This is a genomic window from Streptomyces sp. B3I8, from assembly GCF_030816915.1.
Classification (GTDB): domain Bacteria; phylum Actinomycetota; class Actinomycetes; order Streptomycetales; family Streptomycetaceae; genus Streptomyces.
On the sequence record NZ_JAUSYN010000002.1, the window covers coordinates 1,629,817 to 1,645,736 of the forward strand.

At 72.3% G+C, this 15,920-nt stretch carries 12 protein-coding genes; 6 read left to right on the plus strand and 6 right to left on the minus strand.

Translation table 11 applies throughout. The features are described from left to right. The first annotated feature begins 165 nt into the window (after positions 1-165). The 4 genes from QFZ64_RS09525 to QFZ64_RS09540 all read left to right on the plus strand — a co-directional run bounded on the left by QFZ64_RS09525 (position 166) and on the right by QFZ64_RS09540 (position 5,249). Positions 166-1,509, plus strand: a complete 1,344-nt coding sequence (locus QFZ64_RS09525; protein WP_307064349.1) for a DUF2252 domain-containing protein — start codon at positions 166-168, stop codon at positions 1,507-1,509. A 115-nt stretch (positions 1,510-1,624) separates the two neighbouring features. Further along, positions 1,625-2,344, plus strand: coding sequence for a hypothetical protein (locus QFZ64_RS09530; RefSeq protein WP_307064351.1), 720 nt, complete (start codon positions 1,625-1,627; stop codon positions 2,342-2,344). Between the two features lie 104 nt (positions 2,345-2,448). Then, a complete protein-coding gene (locus QFZ64_RS09535; RefSeq protein ID WP_307064353.1) occupies positions 2,449-3,273 on the plus strand; it encodes a thioredoxin domain-containing protein in 825 nt (274 codons plus the stop codon). 302 nt (positions 3,274-3,575) lie between these two features. Next, entirely contained in the window at positions 3,576-5,249 is a 1,674-nt protein-coding gene (locus tag QFZ64_RS09540) for an alkaline phosphatase (RefSeq protein WP_373430730.1), read from the plus strand. Between the two features lie 25 nt (positions 5,250-5,274). Here the strand turns inward: QFZ64_RS09540 and QFZ64_RS09545 are convergent, their stop codons facing one another. Then, positions 5,275-5,853, minus strand: coding sequence for a dienelactone hydrolase family protein (locus QFZ64_RS09545; protein WP_307064355.1), 579 nt, complete (start codon positions 5,851-5,853; stop codon positions 5,275-5,277). A 182-nt stretch (positions 5,854-6,035) separates the two neighbouring features. Here QFZ64_RS09545 and QFZ64_RS09550 point away from each other — a divergent pair, with 182 nt between their 5' ends. After that, positions 6,036-7,217, plus strand: coding sequence for a mechanosensitive ion channel family protein (locus QFZ64_RS09550; protein WP_307064357.1), 1,182 nt, complete (start codon positions 6,036-6,038; stop codon positions 7,215-7,217). A gap of 191 nt (positions 7,218-7,408) precedes the next feature. Here the strand turns inward: QFZ64_RS09550 and QFZ64_RS09555 are convergent, their stop codons facing one another. From QFZ64_RS09555 to QFZ64_RS09575, 5 genes are all read right to left on the minus strand, one after another. Next, positions 7,409-8,995 carry a Na+/H+ antiporter gene (locus QFZ64_RS09555; protein ID WP_307064359.1) on the minus strand — a complete coding sequence of 529 codons (1,587 nt, stop codon included), beginning with the start codon at positions 8,993-8,995 and terminating at the stop codon, positions 7,409-7,411. A 128-nt stretch (positions 8,996-9,123) separates the two neighbouring features. Further along, positions 9,124-9,612, minus strand: a complete 489-nt coding sequence (locus QFZ64_RS09560) for a GNAT family N-acetyltransferase (protein ID WP_307064361.1) — start codon at positions 9,610-9,612, stop codon at positions 9,124-9,126. Continuing rightward, positions 9,609-10,553: an RluA family pseudouridine synthase gene (locus QFZ64_RS09565; protein ID WP_307064362.1), complete on the minus strand. Its 945-nt coding sequence runs from the start codon at positions 10,551-10,553 to the stop codon at positions 9,609-9,611. Before QFZ64_RS09565 ends, QFZ64_RS09560 begins: the two co-directional genes overlap by 4 nt. A 70-nt stretch (positions 10,554-10,623) precedes the next feature. After that, positions 10,624-11,370 carry a signal peptidase II gene (gene lspA / locus QFZ64_RS09570; RefSeq protein WP_307064366.1) on the minus strand — a complete coding sequence of 249 codons (747 nt, stop codon included), beginning with the start codon at positions 11,368-11,370 and terminating at the stop codon, positions 10,624-10,626. Positions 11,371-11,448: 78 nt separating this feature from the next. Further along, positions 11,449-11,931 carry a TraR/DksA family transcriptional regulator gene (locus tag QFZ64_RS09575; RefSeq protein ID WP_307064368.1) on the minus strand — a complete coding sequence of 161 codons (483 nt, stop codon included), beginning with the start codon at positions 11,929-11,931 and terminating at the stop codon, positions 11,449-11,451. A gap of 679 nt (positions 11,932-12,610) precedes the next feature. Here QFZ64_RS09575 and ileS point away from each other — a divergent pair. Continuing rightward, positions 12,611-15,754: an isoleucine--tRNA ligase gene (ileS, locus tag QFZ64_RS09580; protein WP_307064371.1), complete on the plus strand. Its 3,144-nt coding sequence runs from the start codon at positions 12,611-12,613 to the stop codon at positions 15,752-15,754. Positions 15,755-15,920: the final 166 nt, after the last annotated feature.

The window sequence follows — 15,920 nt, forward strand, 5'->3', positions numbered from 1 at the left end:
GCACGGCAGGCCCGCGCGTGTCGTCCGGGCACCCGGGGCGCGGGCACTTCCGCCGGCCGCCGCGCGTTGGACGGACCGGCGGGGCCACCGCCCGTCGTCCGGCCCGGCGGACGTCGCTCCCGTCACATCCGTCACGCATCACCCTGCACCTGGAGGCACCCAGCGATGTCGGTCCCGCAGCTCACCGCCGAGCACCGCGGCGAGGAGATCCTCGCCGTCTTCGACACCGCCTTCGGCCGGCTCCTGGCCGCCGACCCGGCCGCGTTCCGCGTGAAGTTCCGCAAGATGGCGGCCTCCGCGTTCGCCTTCTACCGGGGCACGGCGTGCCTCTTCTACCACGACCTGGACGCGGCGGGCGACGGCGACCTCACGGGCCCGTACCTGGACGAGCGCACCTCCCGGGTGTGGATCCACGGCGACCTGCACGCGGAGAACTTCGGCACGTACATGGACGCCAACGGCCGGCTGATCTTCAATGTGAACGACTTCGACGAGGCGTACGTCGGCCCGTTCCTCTGGGACCTCAAGCGGCTGGCGGCCTCGGTCGCCCTGATCGGCTACGCCAAGGCGCTCAGCGACGAGCAGATCTCCGAGCTGGTCAGGATCTACGCGGGCGCCTACCGGGAGCGGATCCACGCCCTGGCCACCGGCGCCAAGGACGACGAGGTGCCGCCGTTCACCCTGGACACCGCCCAGGGCCCGCTGCTCGACGCGCTGCGCGACGCCCGCTCGCTGACCCGCTTCGGCCTGCTGGACTCGATGACGGAGATCCGCGACTTCGAACGCCGCTTCGCGCCCGACGGCGGCTCCATCGAACTGGACGCCGCCACCCGCTACAAGGTGCTGGCCGCCTTCGACGGCTATCTGGAGACGCTGCCGGAGTCCTCCCTGACCCGCCCGGACTCCTACCGTGTGAAGGACGTCGTGGGCCGGCGCGGCATCGGCATCGGCTCGGCCGGCCTGCCCTCGTACAACATCCTCCTGGAGGGCAACAGCGACGCCCTGGAGAACGACGTCGTCATCTACATCAAGCAGGCCCAGATCCCGGCCGTCTCCCGGCACATCACGGACCGGGCGATCCGCGACTACTTCCAGCACGAGGGCCACCGCACGGTGATCTCCCAGCGCGCCCTCCAGGCGCACGCCGACCCCTGGCTGGGCTGGACGGAACTGGACGGCGCCGGGCAGCTCGTCGCCGAGATCTCGCCCTACGCCGTGGACCTGGACTGGGGCGACATCGACGACCCGGAGGAGATCGCCGGCGTCGTCGCCGACCTGGGCCGGGCCACCGCCACGATGCACGCGGCGGCGGACGACCAGTCCGGCGAGTCCCTGGTGCCGTTCTCCACCGAGCGCGCCATCGACGCCGCGATCGCCGCCTACGCCGACGACGGCGCGGGCTTCGCCGGCCTCCTGGTGGACTTCGCGCACAGCTACGGCGCACGCGCGCGTGCCGATCACCAGATCTTCGTCGACCTGTTCCGCAACGGCCGCATCCCCGGCCTCTGACCTCCACCCCCCGACCGGCCACCTCGGCCGGCTTCCGCCCACCACAACGCTCCGGTAACGCACAGCTCCCCTTTAGGGGCCGCTTACCGGAGCGCATGGGACACTCTCCAGCGCGATGGACATATCAGCGACCCACCTCAGAGCCGTACGCGCGGCGGTGTTCACGGCGCTCGTCGTGACGCTGGGCACCGCGTCGCACGTGCTGCTGTCCGGGGTCCCGCTGCCGACGGGCACGGTGACGGCGACCGCCGCCGCCGTGTTCGCCGTCGCCTATCTCCTGGCCGGCCGCGAGCGCGGCTTCGGACGGATCGCGGCGCTGCTGGTCCCGCTGGAACTGGGCGCCGACACGGTCTTCACCACCGGCCAGCACACCTGCTACGGCCCCGCGGGCGGCCCCGTCACCGGTCCGCTGCGCTCGGTCGGCTGGGACGTGCTGTGCCGCGGCGGCGAGGTGGGCAGCCCGCTCACCCACATGACCGGTTCCGGCGCCGCCCGGGTCTCCGCCCTGCTCGCCGACCCGGTCACCGCCTGGCTGCTGCTCGCCGCCCACGTGAGCGTGGGGCTGCTCGCGGCGGCCTGGCTGCGCCGCGGCGAGCGGGCCCTGGCCCAGCTGCTGCGGGCGGCCGCCGCGGCCTCCTTCCGGCCGCTGCTGCTGGCGGTCGCCGCGGTCACGATACGACGTCGCACGGCGAGCCACTCCGTGCTTCCCGCGCCCCCGGCGGCCCCCGCCCCGCGCACCCGGCTCTTCGCGCACTCCCTGGGCCTTCGGGGCCCGCCGCACGCCACCGTTCCCGCCTCCGCACTCGCACCCGCGTGCGCGTTCGCCCTCGTCTGAGGCACGCGCCCTCGCACGAGGCGGGACGGCACCCGAGCACGGCCCCCACCCCGAAGCATCCCGCGCACCCGACCGGTGCGCGCGTTCCCACGGAGATCACCCACATGAGCAAGCGAAACAGCCCGGCGGCGAAGTCGGCGGCCCGCGAGCGGCTGCGCCAGGAGCGCGAGCGCCAGGCCAAGCGCGACAAGACCAAGCGGCAGGTCATCGTGGCCGGCTCCATCGTCGCGGTCCTCGCGATAGCCGGCGGCATCAGTTACGCGGTCGTGCAGGCCAACAAGCCAGACGGCTGGGAGGCGGTCCGGGACCAGAAGCTCGTCCAGCCCGCCCACACCACCGGCAAGAACGGCACGACCGTCGTCGTCGGCAAGGACAGCGCGAAGAAGACCCTCACCATGTACGAGGACCCGCGCTGCCCCGTCTGCGCCCAGTTCGAACAGTCCGTCGGCTCGACGGTCCACAAGGACGTCGACAGCGGCAAGTACAAGATCCAGTACGTCGGTGCCACGTTCATCGACAACAACATCCCGGGAGAGGGCTCCAAGAACGCCCTCAGCGCGCTGGGCGCCGCGCTGAACGTCAGTCCCGAGGCCTTCCTCGACTACAAGAGCGCGCTCTACTCGACCAAGTACCACCCCGAGGAGACCGAGGACAAGTTCGCGAAGGACGACTACCTGATCAAGGTCGCGGACACGGTGAAGGAGCTGAAGGGCAACAAGACCTTCCAGAACGCCGTGAAGAAGGGCACCTACGACAAGTGGGCCCTGGTCATGAGCGACAAGTTCGACGCCGACGGCAAGAAGTACGGCTTCCAGGGCACCCCGACGCTGATGATGGACGGCAAGATCGTCACCGGCGGCGACGGCAAGAACGCCCCGATGACGACGGCGGACTACAACACCGCGCTCGGCAAGGCGCTCGCGTCCTGACGCAGGTGGCCGCGCGGCGTCGACGTTCCTCCGACAGCCGCGCGGCGCCGGTGTTCCTTCCCGACAGCCGCGCGGCTTCGGCGTTCCTTCCCGACAGCCGCGCGGCGCCGGTGTTCCCGACTGCCCCGAGGTGCCGACTTCCGGCGCCGAAGGCCGACAGCGGGCGGGCTTGTGCGAGTTCGTCCCCCGGCGGCCGGTGGCAGTCACTAGCCTGATCGTCCGTGACTCCCAGCCGACACGGATCGTCCGACAACACCCGCACCCCCGCCGCCGCGCCCGCACCGTCCACGCCGACGCCCTCCATACCCGCGCCCTCCACCTCCCCCGAGGAGACCTCCCGGCTCGCGGACGCGCTCGCCCCGCTGCGCCGGACGGTCGTCAAGGCGGCCGCCGCGACCGCGGGGCTCGTCGGACCGCTGGCCGCCGCCCTGCCCGCCCGGGCCGCGCCCGGAACCACGGCCTTCCTGCACGGCGTGGCCTCCGGGGACCCCCTTCCCGACGGCATCCTGCTGTGGACCCGGGTGACCCCCACCCCCGAAGCGATGCCCGGCTCCGGGCTGGGCCCGGACGTCCGGGTCGGCTGGGTCGTCGCCGCCGACCGGGCGTTCACCGAGATCGTCGCCAAGGGGTCCACCACCGCGACCGCAGCCCGCGACCACACCGTCAAGGCGGACGTGCGCGGACTGCGGCCGGCCACCGACTACTGGTTCCGCTTCACCGCGGGAACCGCCGAGTCCCCCGTCGCCCGCACCCGCACCGCCCCGGCCGCCGACGCCCCCGTCGGCCGTCTGCGCCTGGGCGTGGTCGCCTGCGCCAACTGGGAGGCCGGGCATTTCTCCGCCTACCGTCATCTTGCCGCCCGCGGCGACCTGGACGCCTGGCTGCATCTCGGCGACTACATCTACGAGTTCCCCACCGGCCAGTACGCCCACCGCGGCACCGTCGTGCGCCCGCACGCCCCGGCGCACGAGATCGTCACGCTCGCCGACTACCGCGTGCGCCACGGCACCTACAAGACCGACCCCGATCTGCAGGCCCTGCACCACACCGCGCCGGTCGTCGCGATCTGGGACGACCACGAGTTCGCCGACAACGCCTGGTCCGGCGGCGCGGGCAACCACAGCGAGGCCGCCGAGGGCGCCTGGACGGACCGCCAGGCCGCCGCGAAACAGGCGTACTTCGAGTGGATGCCGGTCCGGCCCGCGACCGAGGGCACCACCTACCGGCGGCTGCGCTTCGGCACACTGGCCGACCTGTCCCTGCTCGACCTGCGCTCCTTCCGCTCCGAACAGGCGGCCACCGGCAGCGGATCGGTCGACGACCCCGGCCGTACGCTCACCGGGCGCGCCCAGCTCGACTGGCTCAAGGCCGGGCTGACGACGTCCGACACCACCTGGCACCTGGTCGGGAACTCGGTGATGATCGCGCCGTTCGCCGTGGGCTCCCTCTCCGCCGCCCTGTTGCGGCCCCTGGCCCAGCTGTTCGGAAAGCCCAAGGAGGGGCTCGCCCTCAACACCGACCAGTGGGACGGCTACACGCAGGACCGGCGCGAACTCCTCACGCACCTGCGGGACCACGGCATCCGCAACACCGTCTTCCTCACCGGCGACATCCACATGGCCTGGGCCAACGACGTGCCGTACGAGGCCAGTACGTACCCTCGGTCCGGTTCCGCCGCCACCGAGTTCGTGGTCACCTCGATCACCTCCGACAACCTCGACGACTTCGTCAAGGCGCCCGAGGGCACCGTCTCGGCGATGGCCGCCCCACTGATCCGGGCCGCCAACAAGCACGTCCGCTGGGTCGACACCGACCGGCACGGCTACGGGGTGCTCGACCTCGACCGCGAGCGGGCGCAGATGGACTTCTACGTCGTGTCCGACCGCCGGGACCCGGCCGCGTCCTCCTCCTGGGCCCGGTCGTACCGCACCCGCAGCGGCACGCAGCAGGTGGAGCGGGCCCACGATCCGGTGTGAGTCCGCGCGGGTACGAGTGGTCGCCTCAGGAGGGCTCGAGCGCCCCGAGGAAACCGAGCGCCACCCGCCAGGTGGCCTCGGCGGCCTCCTCGTCGTAGTCGGGGAGGCCGGGGTCGGTGTAGAGGTGGCCGGCGCCCGCGTATCTGTACACCTCGACGTCGGCGCCCGCCCGGCGCATCTGCAGGTACCAGGCGCTCAGCCAGTCGTCCGGCTCGAACGGGTCGGGCTCGGCCACGTGCAACTGCACCGGAAGGTCGTCCACCGCGGCGTTCGGCGCGAGGTCCGACGTGCCGTGCAGGAGCAGCAGCCCGCGCGCCTTGGCGTCGCCGAGGGCAAGGGTCTGGGCGGTCGCGGCGCCCAGCGAGAGGCCCGCGTAGACCAGGCCGCGCTCGGAGTACGGGGCGGCGGCCAGCACCGCCCGCTTCAGCAGCCCCTCCTTGCCGAGCTCCTCCCGGTAGGCCTGGCTCTCCTCGACCGAGTCGAACGTACGGCCGTCGAAGAGGTCCGGGGTCCAGACCTGGTGTCCGGCGGCGCGCAGCCGGTCGGCGGCGGAGTGGACGGCGGGCCGCAGTCCGTACGTCGAGTGGAAGAGCATGATGTCCATGCGCCCCATGGTGCCAGCCGCCACTGACAGTCACCGACCGCCGGGCCCGCCCCGGCACCCCCGGACCCGGGTGCCGGAGAGCGTGAGGTCGCTCACGCGGGGGCGGCCGGGGGCGGGGCGGTACCCGGGATCGCCGGGACGACACATGTTCATGGTCGTCCACGCCGGTTACGTTCACAGGCATGGAGAACGTACTCCGCCCACTGATCGTCGTCGGCGGCGCGGTCGTGCTCACCCTGTTCCTCGGGTGGGCCTGCGACCGTCTGCTGCGCCAGGCCGACCAGCGGCACCACGAGACCCCGCTGTGGGGTCTGCTGCGCCGCGGCCGCATCCCCTACCAGCTCGTGCTGTGCTCGGCCGTGCTGAGAGGCTCCTACGACGAGGCGAAGCTCCTCGAACACCATCACGTGGGCATCGGCCGGACCCTGACCCTGGTGCTGATCGGCTCCGCCGCCTGGCTGGTGATCCGGATCGCGGCGGCGGTCGTCGAGACGTCGTACAGCCGGTACGCCCGCGCCCACCGCGACCCGGCGCGGGTACGCCGGGTGCGGACCCAGGTCACGCTGATCATGCGGGTCGTCTCGGCGGTCGTCGGGGTGGTCGCGGTCGCCGCGATGCTCCTGACGTTCCCCGCGATGCGGGCGGCCGGCGCCTCGATCCTGGCCTCCGCGGGCATTGTCGGCATCGTCGCCGGTGTCGCCGCGCAGTCCACCCTCAGCAACATGTTCGCCGGGCTGCAGATCGCCTTCGGCGACATGGTGCGCATCGGCGACACCGTGGTGGTGGACGGCGAGTGGGGCACCGTCGACGAGATCACGCTGACGTTCCTGACGGTGCGGACCTGGGACGAGCGCCGGATCACCATGCCGGTGTCGTACTTCACCTCCAAGCCGTTCGAGAACTGGTCGCGCGGTGGCGTGCAGATGACCGGCACGGTCTACTTCCACGTCGACCACAGCGCGCCCGTGGAGGCGATGCGCGAGCGGCTGCGGGACATCCTGCGGCACTGCCCGGCGTGGGACGGGCGCGCCTACGGCCTGGTGGTCACCGACACCACGCCCAACACCATGGAGGTGCGGGCGCTGGTGACGGCCAAGGACGCGGACGACATCTGGACGGTACGGGTCACCGTCCGCGAGGAGATGATCCGCTGGCTGAGCGAGCACCATCCGTACGCGCTGCCGCGGGTCAACACGGCGGAGGCGGTGCGGCCGCCGCACCATCTCGACGGCCGCTTCTCCGTGCCCGGCGCCCGGCCCGCCCCCTCGGACGAGGCGAAGCGCGGGCGCTCCGGCGGCACCAGGTCCAGGCAGCCGGACGGGGCGGGCTGGGTCACGTCCGACCGGTCCCCCGACAAGAACTGAGCCCCGCCGGTCCCCCGACAGGACCGAGCCCCGCCGGCCCTCCGCAGGGCTGAGCGCGGCTCGGTTCCCCCGGGCTCGGACCAGGCCCCGCCGGCCCCCGGGCAGGACCGAACACCACCGTGCCGTGCCCGCACCCCCGGGGGCCAAAGGACCGGAGCCTGGCGGTCGGGGGCCGGTCAACGCGGTCCCGGTCAGCGCAGGCTGCGCACGTCCAGGTGGCGCAGGACGCGGTCGACGACTTCGGGGTCCGCGCCCGGTTCGCCGCGGGCCGCGAGGATCTCGTGCCGGGCGGCGCTCAGCATCTCGCCCTGGATCCGCCGGATCCGCTTCATCCGTCGCACCCGCTTCTCGTGCGCCTGCATCCGCTCGTCCTCCACCACATAGGGGGTGATCCGCACCCCGAGGTCGAAGGCCCGGCGCTGCATCTGCTCGAACAGATCCTCGGGCAGATCCTCCTCCCGTTCGATCTCCACGAGGCGCTTCTTGGCAGCCCGGGCCGCGCGGACGGCGAGTTCCTTCTCGAACTCCTTCTCCCGCTCGGTGTCGGCCCGGACCCCCAGCAGCCGCACCAGCCAGGGCAGGGTCAGCCCCTGCAGGACGAGCGTGGCCACGATGACCGCGAAGGCGATGAAGACGATCTCGTCCCGGTCGGGGAAGGGCGAGCCGTCGTCCATCTCCAGCGGGACGGCCAGCGCCAGCGCGACCGAGGCCACCCCTCTCATCCCCGACCACCACATCACGATGGTCTCCCGCCAGCTGGTCGGGATGTCCTCCTCCTGGTCACGTCTGTTGTGCAGCCGCTGGGTCAGCCAGGTGGCCGGCAGCAGCCACAGCAGGCGGACGAGGATCACGACGCCGACGACCGCCCCGGCCCAGCCGAGCATCTCGCCCCAGCGCCCCGCGGCCGTCCCGATGGCGTGGTGCAGCTCCAGACCGATCAGCCCGAAGGCCACGCCCGTGACCAGGGTGTCCACGACCTCCCAGAAGTGGTGCCCGGCGAGCCGGGTCAGCACGTCGTCCGGGTCGGTGCCGTACTCCGCGAGGAACAGCGCGGTGGTGAGCACCGCCAGCACCCCCGAGCCGTGCAGCTCCTCGGCCAGGACGTAGGACGCGAACGGCACCAGCAGGGTGAGTCCGATCTGCAGCGTGGCGTCGTCGAGCACGTCCATCATCTTGTTGGACACCCAGCCCAGGGCCGCGCCGACCGTGATGGCCACGACCGCGGAGAGCAGCAGTTCGAGCAGGGCGCCGGGCAGCGAGAACGAGCCGCTGACGGCGGCGGCGATGGCCACGTGGTAGAGCGTGATCGCGGTGACGTCGTTGAACAGGCCCTCGCCCTCCAGGATGGAGACGAGGCGGCGGGGCAGCCCGAGCTGTCCGGCGACGGCGGTGGCGGCGATCGGGTCGGGCGGCGCGACCAGCGCGCCGAGCGCGACGGCGGCGGCGACCGGCAGCCCCGGGACGACGGCGCCCGCCACCGCGGCGACCGCGATCATGGTGACGAACACCAGGGCCACGGCCAGTAGGAAGATGGGCCGCTTGTTGGCCGTGAACTGCCGCCAGGAGGTGCGCCGGACCGCCGCGTACAGCAGCGGCGGCAGCAGGGCGGGCAGGATCAGGTCGGGCGGGATGTCGACGTTGGGGACGAAGTCGGGCAGCGCCAGCACGAGTCCGAGCAGCGTCATCAGCACCGGCGAGGGCAGTTTCAACCGGTCCCCCACCGGGACGCTGACCACGGCCCCGACCAACAGCACGAACAACAGGGCCAGCTGATCCACGGTCGGCGCTCCCGGGGTCTGGGACGATCAAGAGGGGCCGGGGATCCAGACTGCCACGCCGCCCCCGGCGGGGGCCGCACCGGCACACTCCGCCGGCCGTCCCCCGTCGCGCCGCCGCCCCGCCCGTCTCAGACGGGGCGCCGCATCGCCCGGTGGGGTATTCCGGCGTCCGGGAACTCCGGCCCGTACGCCTCGTACCCCAGCCGCTCGTAAAAACCCAGCGCGTGGGTCTGCGCGTGAAGATCGACGGCGGTCAGGCCGCGCTCCCGGGCGACGGCCTCCATGCGGCGCACGAGTGCCGCGCCGACTCCGAGGCCACGCGCCTCCTCGACCACCGCGAGCCGGCCGAGCGAGCCCACCGACGGCTCGCCGCCGTTCCTGGCCGCGGCCGCCTCGCCGTACAGCAGCCGGCCGGTGCCGAGCGGGGCACCGTCCGCCCGGCGCAACGCCAGTACGTGGACCGCGCCGGCGTCGTGGACGTCGTACTCGATGTCCTGCGGCACGCCCTGCTCGACGACGAAGACCTCCTTGCGCACCGCGAAGCAGGCCTCACGGTCGGCGGGGTCCTCGGCGACGCGCACCTCGTACGGCTGCTCGCCGGTGGTCGGCGTGCTCATGCGTAGGTCTCCTCACGCACCTTGTCCAGGGCCTGCCGCAGGTCCTCGGGGTAGTCGCTGCTGAACTCCACCCACTCACCGTCCCCGGGGTGCTCGAAGCCGAGGCGGACGGCGTGCAGCCACTGACGGGTCAGCCCCAGCCGCTTGGCGAGCGTCGGATCGGCGCCGTAGGTGAGGTCGCCGACGCAGGGGTGGCGGTGGGCGGCCATGTGGACGCGGATCTGGTGGGTGCGCCCGGTCTCCAGCTTCACGTCGAGCAGGGAGGCGGCGCGGAACGCCTCGATCAGGTCGTAGTGCGTCACGGAGGGCTTGCCCTCCGCGGTGACCGCCCACTTGTAGTCGTGCTGCGGGTGGCGGCCGATGGGGGCGTCGATCGTGCCGCTGGTCGGGTCGGGGTGGCCCTGGACGAGGGTGTGGTAGCGCTTGTCGACCGTGCGCTCCTTGAACTGGCGCTTGAGGGAGGTGTACGCCCGCTCGGACTTGGCCACCACCATCAGGCCCGACGTGCCCACGTCCAGGCGGTGCACGATGCCCTGGCGCTCGGCGGCGCCGGAGGTGGAGACGCGGTACCCGGCGGCGGCCAGGCCGCCGATCACGGTCGTACCGGTCCAGCCGGGGCTCGGGTGCGCGGCGACGCCGACCGGCTTGACGACGACGACCACGTCCTCGTCGTCGTACACGATCTCCATGCCCTCGACCGGCTCGGCGACGACCCGCACCGGCGCGGCGGGCTGCGGCATCTCGACCTCGAGCCAGGCGCCGCCGTGGACCCGCTCCGACTTGCCGACGGCCGAGCCGTCGACATGCACCTTGCCCGTCGAGGCGAGCTCGGCCGCCTTCGTACGGGAGAAGCCGAACATGCGGGAAATGGCGGCGTCTACGCGCTCGCCCTCCAGGCCGTCGGGCACGGGCAGGGTGCGGATCTCGGGAAGGGTACTCACCCGTCGAGTATGCCGGACGGGCCGGACGCCCCCGCACGAGCCTGTGGAAAACTCCGGGAAACGGCGGCCCTCAGTCCTTGTGGACGGTGCCGTCCGGGTCGAGGCCGCGGAACGACAGCAGCACGATCAGGATGCCGCCGCACACGATCGCCGAGTCCGCCAGGTTGAAGACGGCGAAGTGCTTGGGGGAGATGAAGTCGACGACCGCGCCTTTGAAGACGCCGGGCGCGCGGAACACGCGGTCGGTGAGGTTGCCCAGCGCGCCGCCGAGCAGCAGCCCGAGGGCGATCGCCCAGGGCACGCTGTAGAGCTTGCGGGCGAGGCGGGCGATCACCACGATCACGGCGGCCGCGATCACCGTGAAGATCACGGTGTACGCCTCGCCGAAGCTGAAGGCGGCGCCCGCGTTGCGGATCGCCTCCAGCTGGAGCCAGTCCCCGATGAGGCGCACGGGGGCGTGGTGCTCCAGCCGGGCCACCACGACGAGCTTGCTGACCAGGTCGAGGGCGTAGGCGAACGCGGCCACGGAGAACAGCACGGCGATCCGCCGCCGGCCCCGGGGTGCCGCGGCAGCGGCCCCGCCGGGCTCGCCCTCGGCGTCGGCGGGGGCACCGGCCCGCGTGGAGCCGCTCTCCGCCTGTGTGGAGCCGTCCGTCCGCATGACGTCGCCGACCGGCCGCGTGGCGTCCTCGGCCGGCCGTGCGTCGGCGGACGGCGGGGCGGGACGCGCGGCGGCCCGGTCACGGGCCTCCTCGGGCCCGGTCCCCGCCGCCTCCGGGATGTCCGGCGTACCGATGATGCGCTCCGCCTCTGCCACGTGAATCCCTCAACCTAGGTACCTGACTGAGGACGAGAGTACGACACGTCGCCCTCGCGCCCGGCGTCCAGGCGGACCTCAGAAACGGCGTTCCTGCTTCTGTTTGCACTCCACGCACAGTGTGGCCCGCGGGAAGGCCTGCATGCGGGCCTTCCCGATGGGGTCGCCGCAGTTCTCGCAGAGGCCGTAGGTGCCCGCGTCGAGGCGGTCGAGGGCGCGCTCGGTCTGTTCCAGCATCTCGCGCGCGTTGGCGGCGAGGGCCAGCTCGTGCTCGCGCGTGATGTTCTTGGTGCCGGTGTCGGCCTGGTCGTCGCCGGCGCCGTCCCCCGAGTCGCGCATCAGGCCGGCGAGCGCCCGTCCGGAGGAGTCGAGTTCGGTGCGCAGCCGCATCAGCTCGGACTGCAGTTCGACCCGGGCCTCCGCGACCTCGTCGGGTGTCCAGGGGTCCTCGCCCGGGCGTACCGCGAGTTCACCGGGTTCCGCCGCGGCGAGCCGCGCCTTGGGCACGGCGGTGGGGTCCTTCGCCGCCGTGGCCGTGCCAGGAGTCTTCTTAGCAACCACCGTGGGCTCCCGTCTGCGTCGCGGGGTGGTTCGGGTCGTGTGGTGCCGGGTGCTTCGCCGTCATGACCACACCTGTTCCCGGGAGTGGTCCGGCCGGCTCACGAATCGTGCTGGGACGATAAATCGACTTGTGACCCCCGGCAACGGGGCATGCCGGTGAGATCCGCCCTGCGGGCGCCGGGCGGCGAGCATGAAAGCGTTGTGCCCAGCTCCTGGCCGGGTAATCCGCCCGGCGCCCCGCCGCGGAATCAGGACGCCGCTCCGGTGCCGTTCGGGTCACCCCGCGCGGCCGGTGAGCGCGGGCCCGGACCGTCCCGTAATCCGGTCGGCCGCTGTCGGTGCGGCGCCGTACACTGGGCGCAGCGAGAAGCGTGGATGGGGACGAGTAGCGGCGTACGCAGCCCAGAGCGACCCGGGGACGGTGGGAGCCCGGGGGTGAGCGCGACGCGAAGATCACCCCGGAGCCGCCGGAAGAAACCCGCAGCGGGCCCCGTCACCGGGACCGGCGACGGCGAGTAGACCCGGCATCGCGACCCCAATGAGGGGGCCCACCGGGGCGCAGGGTGCACCGGCGGGCCAAGGAGGGTGGTACCGCGGGAGCCCGCCGCACACGGCGTACGCACGAGTGGCTCTCGTCCCTCCGACGGAAGGCAGCAAGTCCGTTGGAGGAATCACGCTGATGACAGCGCCGACGTACCGCCAGGTGCCCGCCCAGGTCGACCTGCCCGCGCTCGAGCACGCGGTGCTCGACTTCTGGCGCGAGCAGAAGATCTTCGCCAAGAGCCTGGAACAGTCCGCGGGCCGCCCCGAATGGGTGTTCTACGAAGGCCCGCCCACCGCCAACGGCATGCCGGGCGCCCACCACATCGAGGCCCGCGTCTTCAAGGACGTCTTCCCCCGCTTCCGCACCATGCGCGGCTACCACGTGGGGCGCAAGGCCGGCTGGGACTGCCACGGCCTCCCCGTCGAGCTGGCGGTCGAGAAGGAGCTCGGCTTCACCGGCAAGCAGGACATCGAGGCGTACGGCATCGCCGAGTTCAACGCCAGGTGCCGCGAGTCGGTGACCCGCCACACCGACGCCTTCGAAGAGCTCACGACCCGCATGGGGTACTGGACCGACCTCGACGACCCCTACCGCACGATGGACCCCGAGTACATCGAGTCGGTCTGGTGGTCGCTGAAGGAGATCTACGACAAGGGCCTGCTCGTCCAGGACCACCGCGTCGCCCCCTGGTGCCCGCGCTGCGGCACAGGCCTGTCCGACCACGAGCTCGCCCAGGGCTACGAGACGGTCGTCGACCCGTCCGTCTACGTCCGTTTCCCGCTCACCTCCGGCCCGCTGGCCGGCGAGGCCGCGCTCCTGGTGTGGACGACGACGCCCTGGACCCTGGTGTCCAACACGGCCGTCGCCGCCCACCCCGGTGTCACCTACGTCGTCGCCACCGACGGCGAGGAGAAGCTGGTCGTCGCCGAGCCCCTGGTGGGCAAGGCGCTCGGCGAGGGCTGGGAGCTCACCGGACAGTCCTTCACGGGCGCCGAGATGGAGCGCTGGACGTATCAGCGCCCCTTCGAGCTGGTGGAGTTCACCGAGCCCGCGCACTACGTCGTCAACGCGGAGTACGTGACGACCGAGGACGGTACGGGTCTGGTCCACCAGTCCCCCGCCTTCGGCGAGGACGACCTCAAGGTGTGCCGGGCCTACGGGCTGCCCGTCGTCAACCCGGTGCGCCCCGACGGCACGTTCGAGGAGGACGTCCCGCTGGTCGGCGGCGTCTTCTTCAAGAAGGCCGACGAAAAGCTCACCGAGGACCTCAAGGAGCGCGGCCTGCTCTTCCGGCACCTGCCGTACGAGCACAGCTACCCGCACTGCTGGCGCTGCCACACCGCGCTGCTCTACTACGCCCAGCCGTCCTGGTACATCCGCACCACCGCCGCCAAGGACCGGCTCCTTCAGGAGAACGAGAAGACCAACTGGTTCCCGGAGCGGGTCAAGCACGGCCGGTACGGCGACTGGCTCAACAACAACATCGACTGGGCGCTGTCCCGCAACCGCTACTGGGGCACCCCGCTGCCCATCTGGCGCTGCGCGGAGGACCACCTCACGGTGATCGGCTCCCGCGCGGAGCTCACCGAGCTGACCGGCACCGACCAGTCCGGGCTCGACCCGCACCGCCCGTACATCGACGACGTCACCTTCGCCTGCCCCCAGGACGGCTGCGGACAGACGGCGACCCGCGTGCCCGAGGTCATCGACGCCTGGTACGACTCGGGCTCGATGCCGTTCGCGCAGTGGGGCTACCCGTACAAGAACAAGGAGCTGTTCGAGAGCCGGTACCCGGCACAGTTCATCTCCGAGGCGATCGACCAGACCCGCGGCTGGTTCTACACGCTGATGGCCGTCGGCACCCTGGTGTTCGACAAGTCGCCGTACGAGAACGTCGTCTGCCTGGGCCACATCCTGGCCGAGGACGGCCGCAAGATGTCCAAGCACCTGGGCAACATCCTGCAGCCGATCCCGCTCATGGAGCAGCACGGCGCCGACGCGGTCCGCTGGTTCATGGCGGCCGGCGGCTCCCCCTGGGCGGCCCGCCGGGTCGGTCACGGCAACCTCCAGGAGGTCGTCCGCAAGACGCTGCTGACCTACTGGAACACGGTCGCCTTCCAGGCCCTGTACGCCCGTACGTCCGGCTGGGCGCCGAGTGCGGCGGACCCCGCCCCGGCCGGCCGGCCGCTGCTCGACCGCTGGCTGCTGAGCGAGCTGCACGCGCTCACCGACCAGGTGACCCAGTCCTTGGAGGCGTACGACACCCAGCGCGCCGGCAAGCTGCTCTCCGCGTTCGTCGACGACCTGTCGAACTGGTACGTGCGCCGCTCCCGGCGCCGGTTCTGGCAGGGCGACAAGGCGGCGCTGCGCACGCTGCACGAGGTCGTCGAGACGGTGACGAAGCTGATGGCCCCGCTGACCCCGTTCCTCACCGAGCGGGTGTGGCAGGACCTGGTCGTGCCGGTGACGCCGGACGCGCCCGAGTCCGTCCACCTGTCCTCCTGGCCGGAGGCGGACCTGACCGCGATCGACCCGGAGCTGTCGCAGCAGATGGTGCTGGTGCGGCGGCTGGTCGAACTGGGCCGGGCCACGCGCGCGGAGTCGGGCGTCAAGACCCGGCAGCCGCTGCGACGGGCGCTGATCGCGGCGAACGGCTTCGAGTCCCTCGACCGCGAGCTGCACGCGCAGATCACGGAGGAGCTCAACGTCGAGTCGCTGGCGTCGCTGAGCGAGGTCGGCGGGTCGCTGGTGGACACCACGGCCAAGGCCAACTTCCGGGCGCTGGGCAAGCGGTTCGGCAAGCGGGTGCAGGACGTGGCCCGGGCGGTCGCGGGGACGGACGCGGCGACGCTGTCGCTGGCGCTGCGCGAGGGCACGGCGTCGGTGGAGGTCGACGGCGAGAGGATCTCCCTGGCGCCGGACGAGGTGATCATCACGGAGACCCCGCGCGAGGGGTGGTCGGTGGCCTCGGACTCCGGGGCGACGGTCGCGCTGGACCTGGAGATCACCGAGGAGCTGCGCCGGGCCGGGCTCGCACGGGACGCGATCCGGCTGATCCAGGAGGCGCGGAAGAACAGCGGGCTGGACGTGGCGGACCGGATCGTGCTGCGGTGGGACGCGGTGGAGCCGGGGGTGGTGGCGGCGCTGTCGGAGCACTCCGGGTTGATCGCGGACGAGGTGCTGGCGACGGAGTTCGTGCGTGGGGAGGGCGACGGGTCGTTCGGCGCCCCGTTCACGGAGGAGTCCCTCACCCTCACGTTCCGCCTCCGCAAGGCGTGACCCTCCGGGGGCGGGGCCTTTTTCCCCGCCCCCGCCCCCGCCGCCCCTGCCCCTCCCGTCCCTTCAGGGGCGCTGCCCCTTTGACCCCGGACATGCGGGTGGACGGGGCTTCTCGCGCAGTTCCCCGCGCCCCTGTCAGGGGTGCGGGGAACTGCGCGATCTTTTG

Coding starts and splice junctions, on each gene's coding strand:
- QFZ64_RS09525 (WP_307064349.1), top strand. CDS start 166: ATGTCGGTCCCGCAGCTCACCGCCGAGCACCGCGGCGAGGAGATCCTC.
- QFZ64_RS09530 (WP_307064351.1), top strand. CDS start 1,625: ATGGACATATCAGCGACCCACCTCAGAGCCGTACGCGCGGCGGTGTTC.
- QFZ64_RS09535 (WP_307064353.1), top strand. CDS start 2,449: ATGAGCAAGCGAAACAGCCCGGCGGCGAAGTCGGCGGCCCGCGAGCGG.
- QFZ64_RS09545 (WP_307064355.1), bottom strand. CDS start 5,853: ATGGACATCATGCTCTTCCACTCGACGTACGGACTGCGGCCCGCCGTC.
- QFZ64_RS09550 (WP_307064357.1), top strand. CDS start 6,036: ATGGAGAACGTACTCCGCCCACTGATCGTCGTCGGCGGCGCGGTCGTG.
- QFZ64_RS09560 (WP_307064361.1), bottom strand. CDS start 9,612: ATGAGCACGCCGACCACCGGCGAGCAGCCGTACGAGGTGCGCGTCGCC.
- ileS (WP_307064371.1), top strand. CDS start 12,611: ATGACAGCGCCGACGTACCGCCAGGTGCCCGCCCAGGTCGACCTGCCC.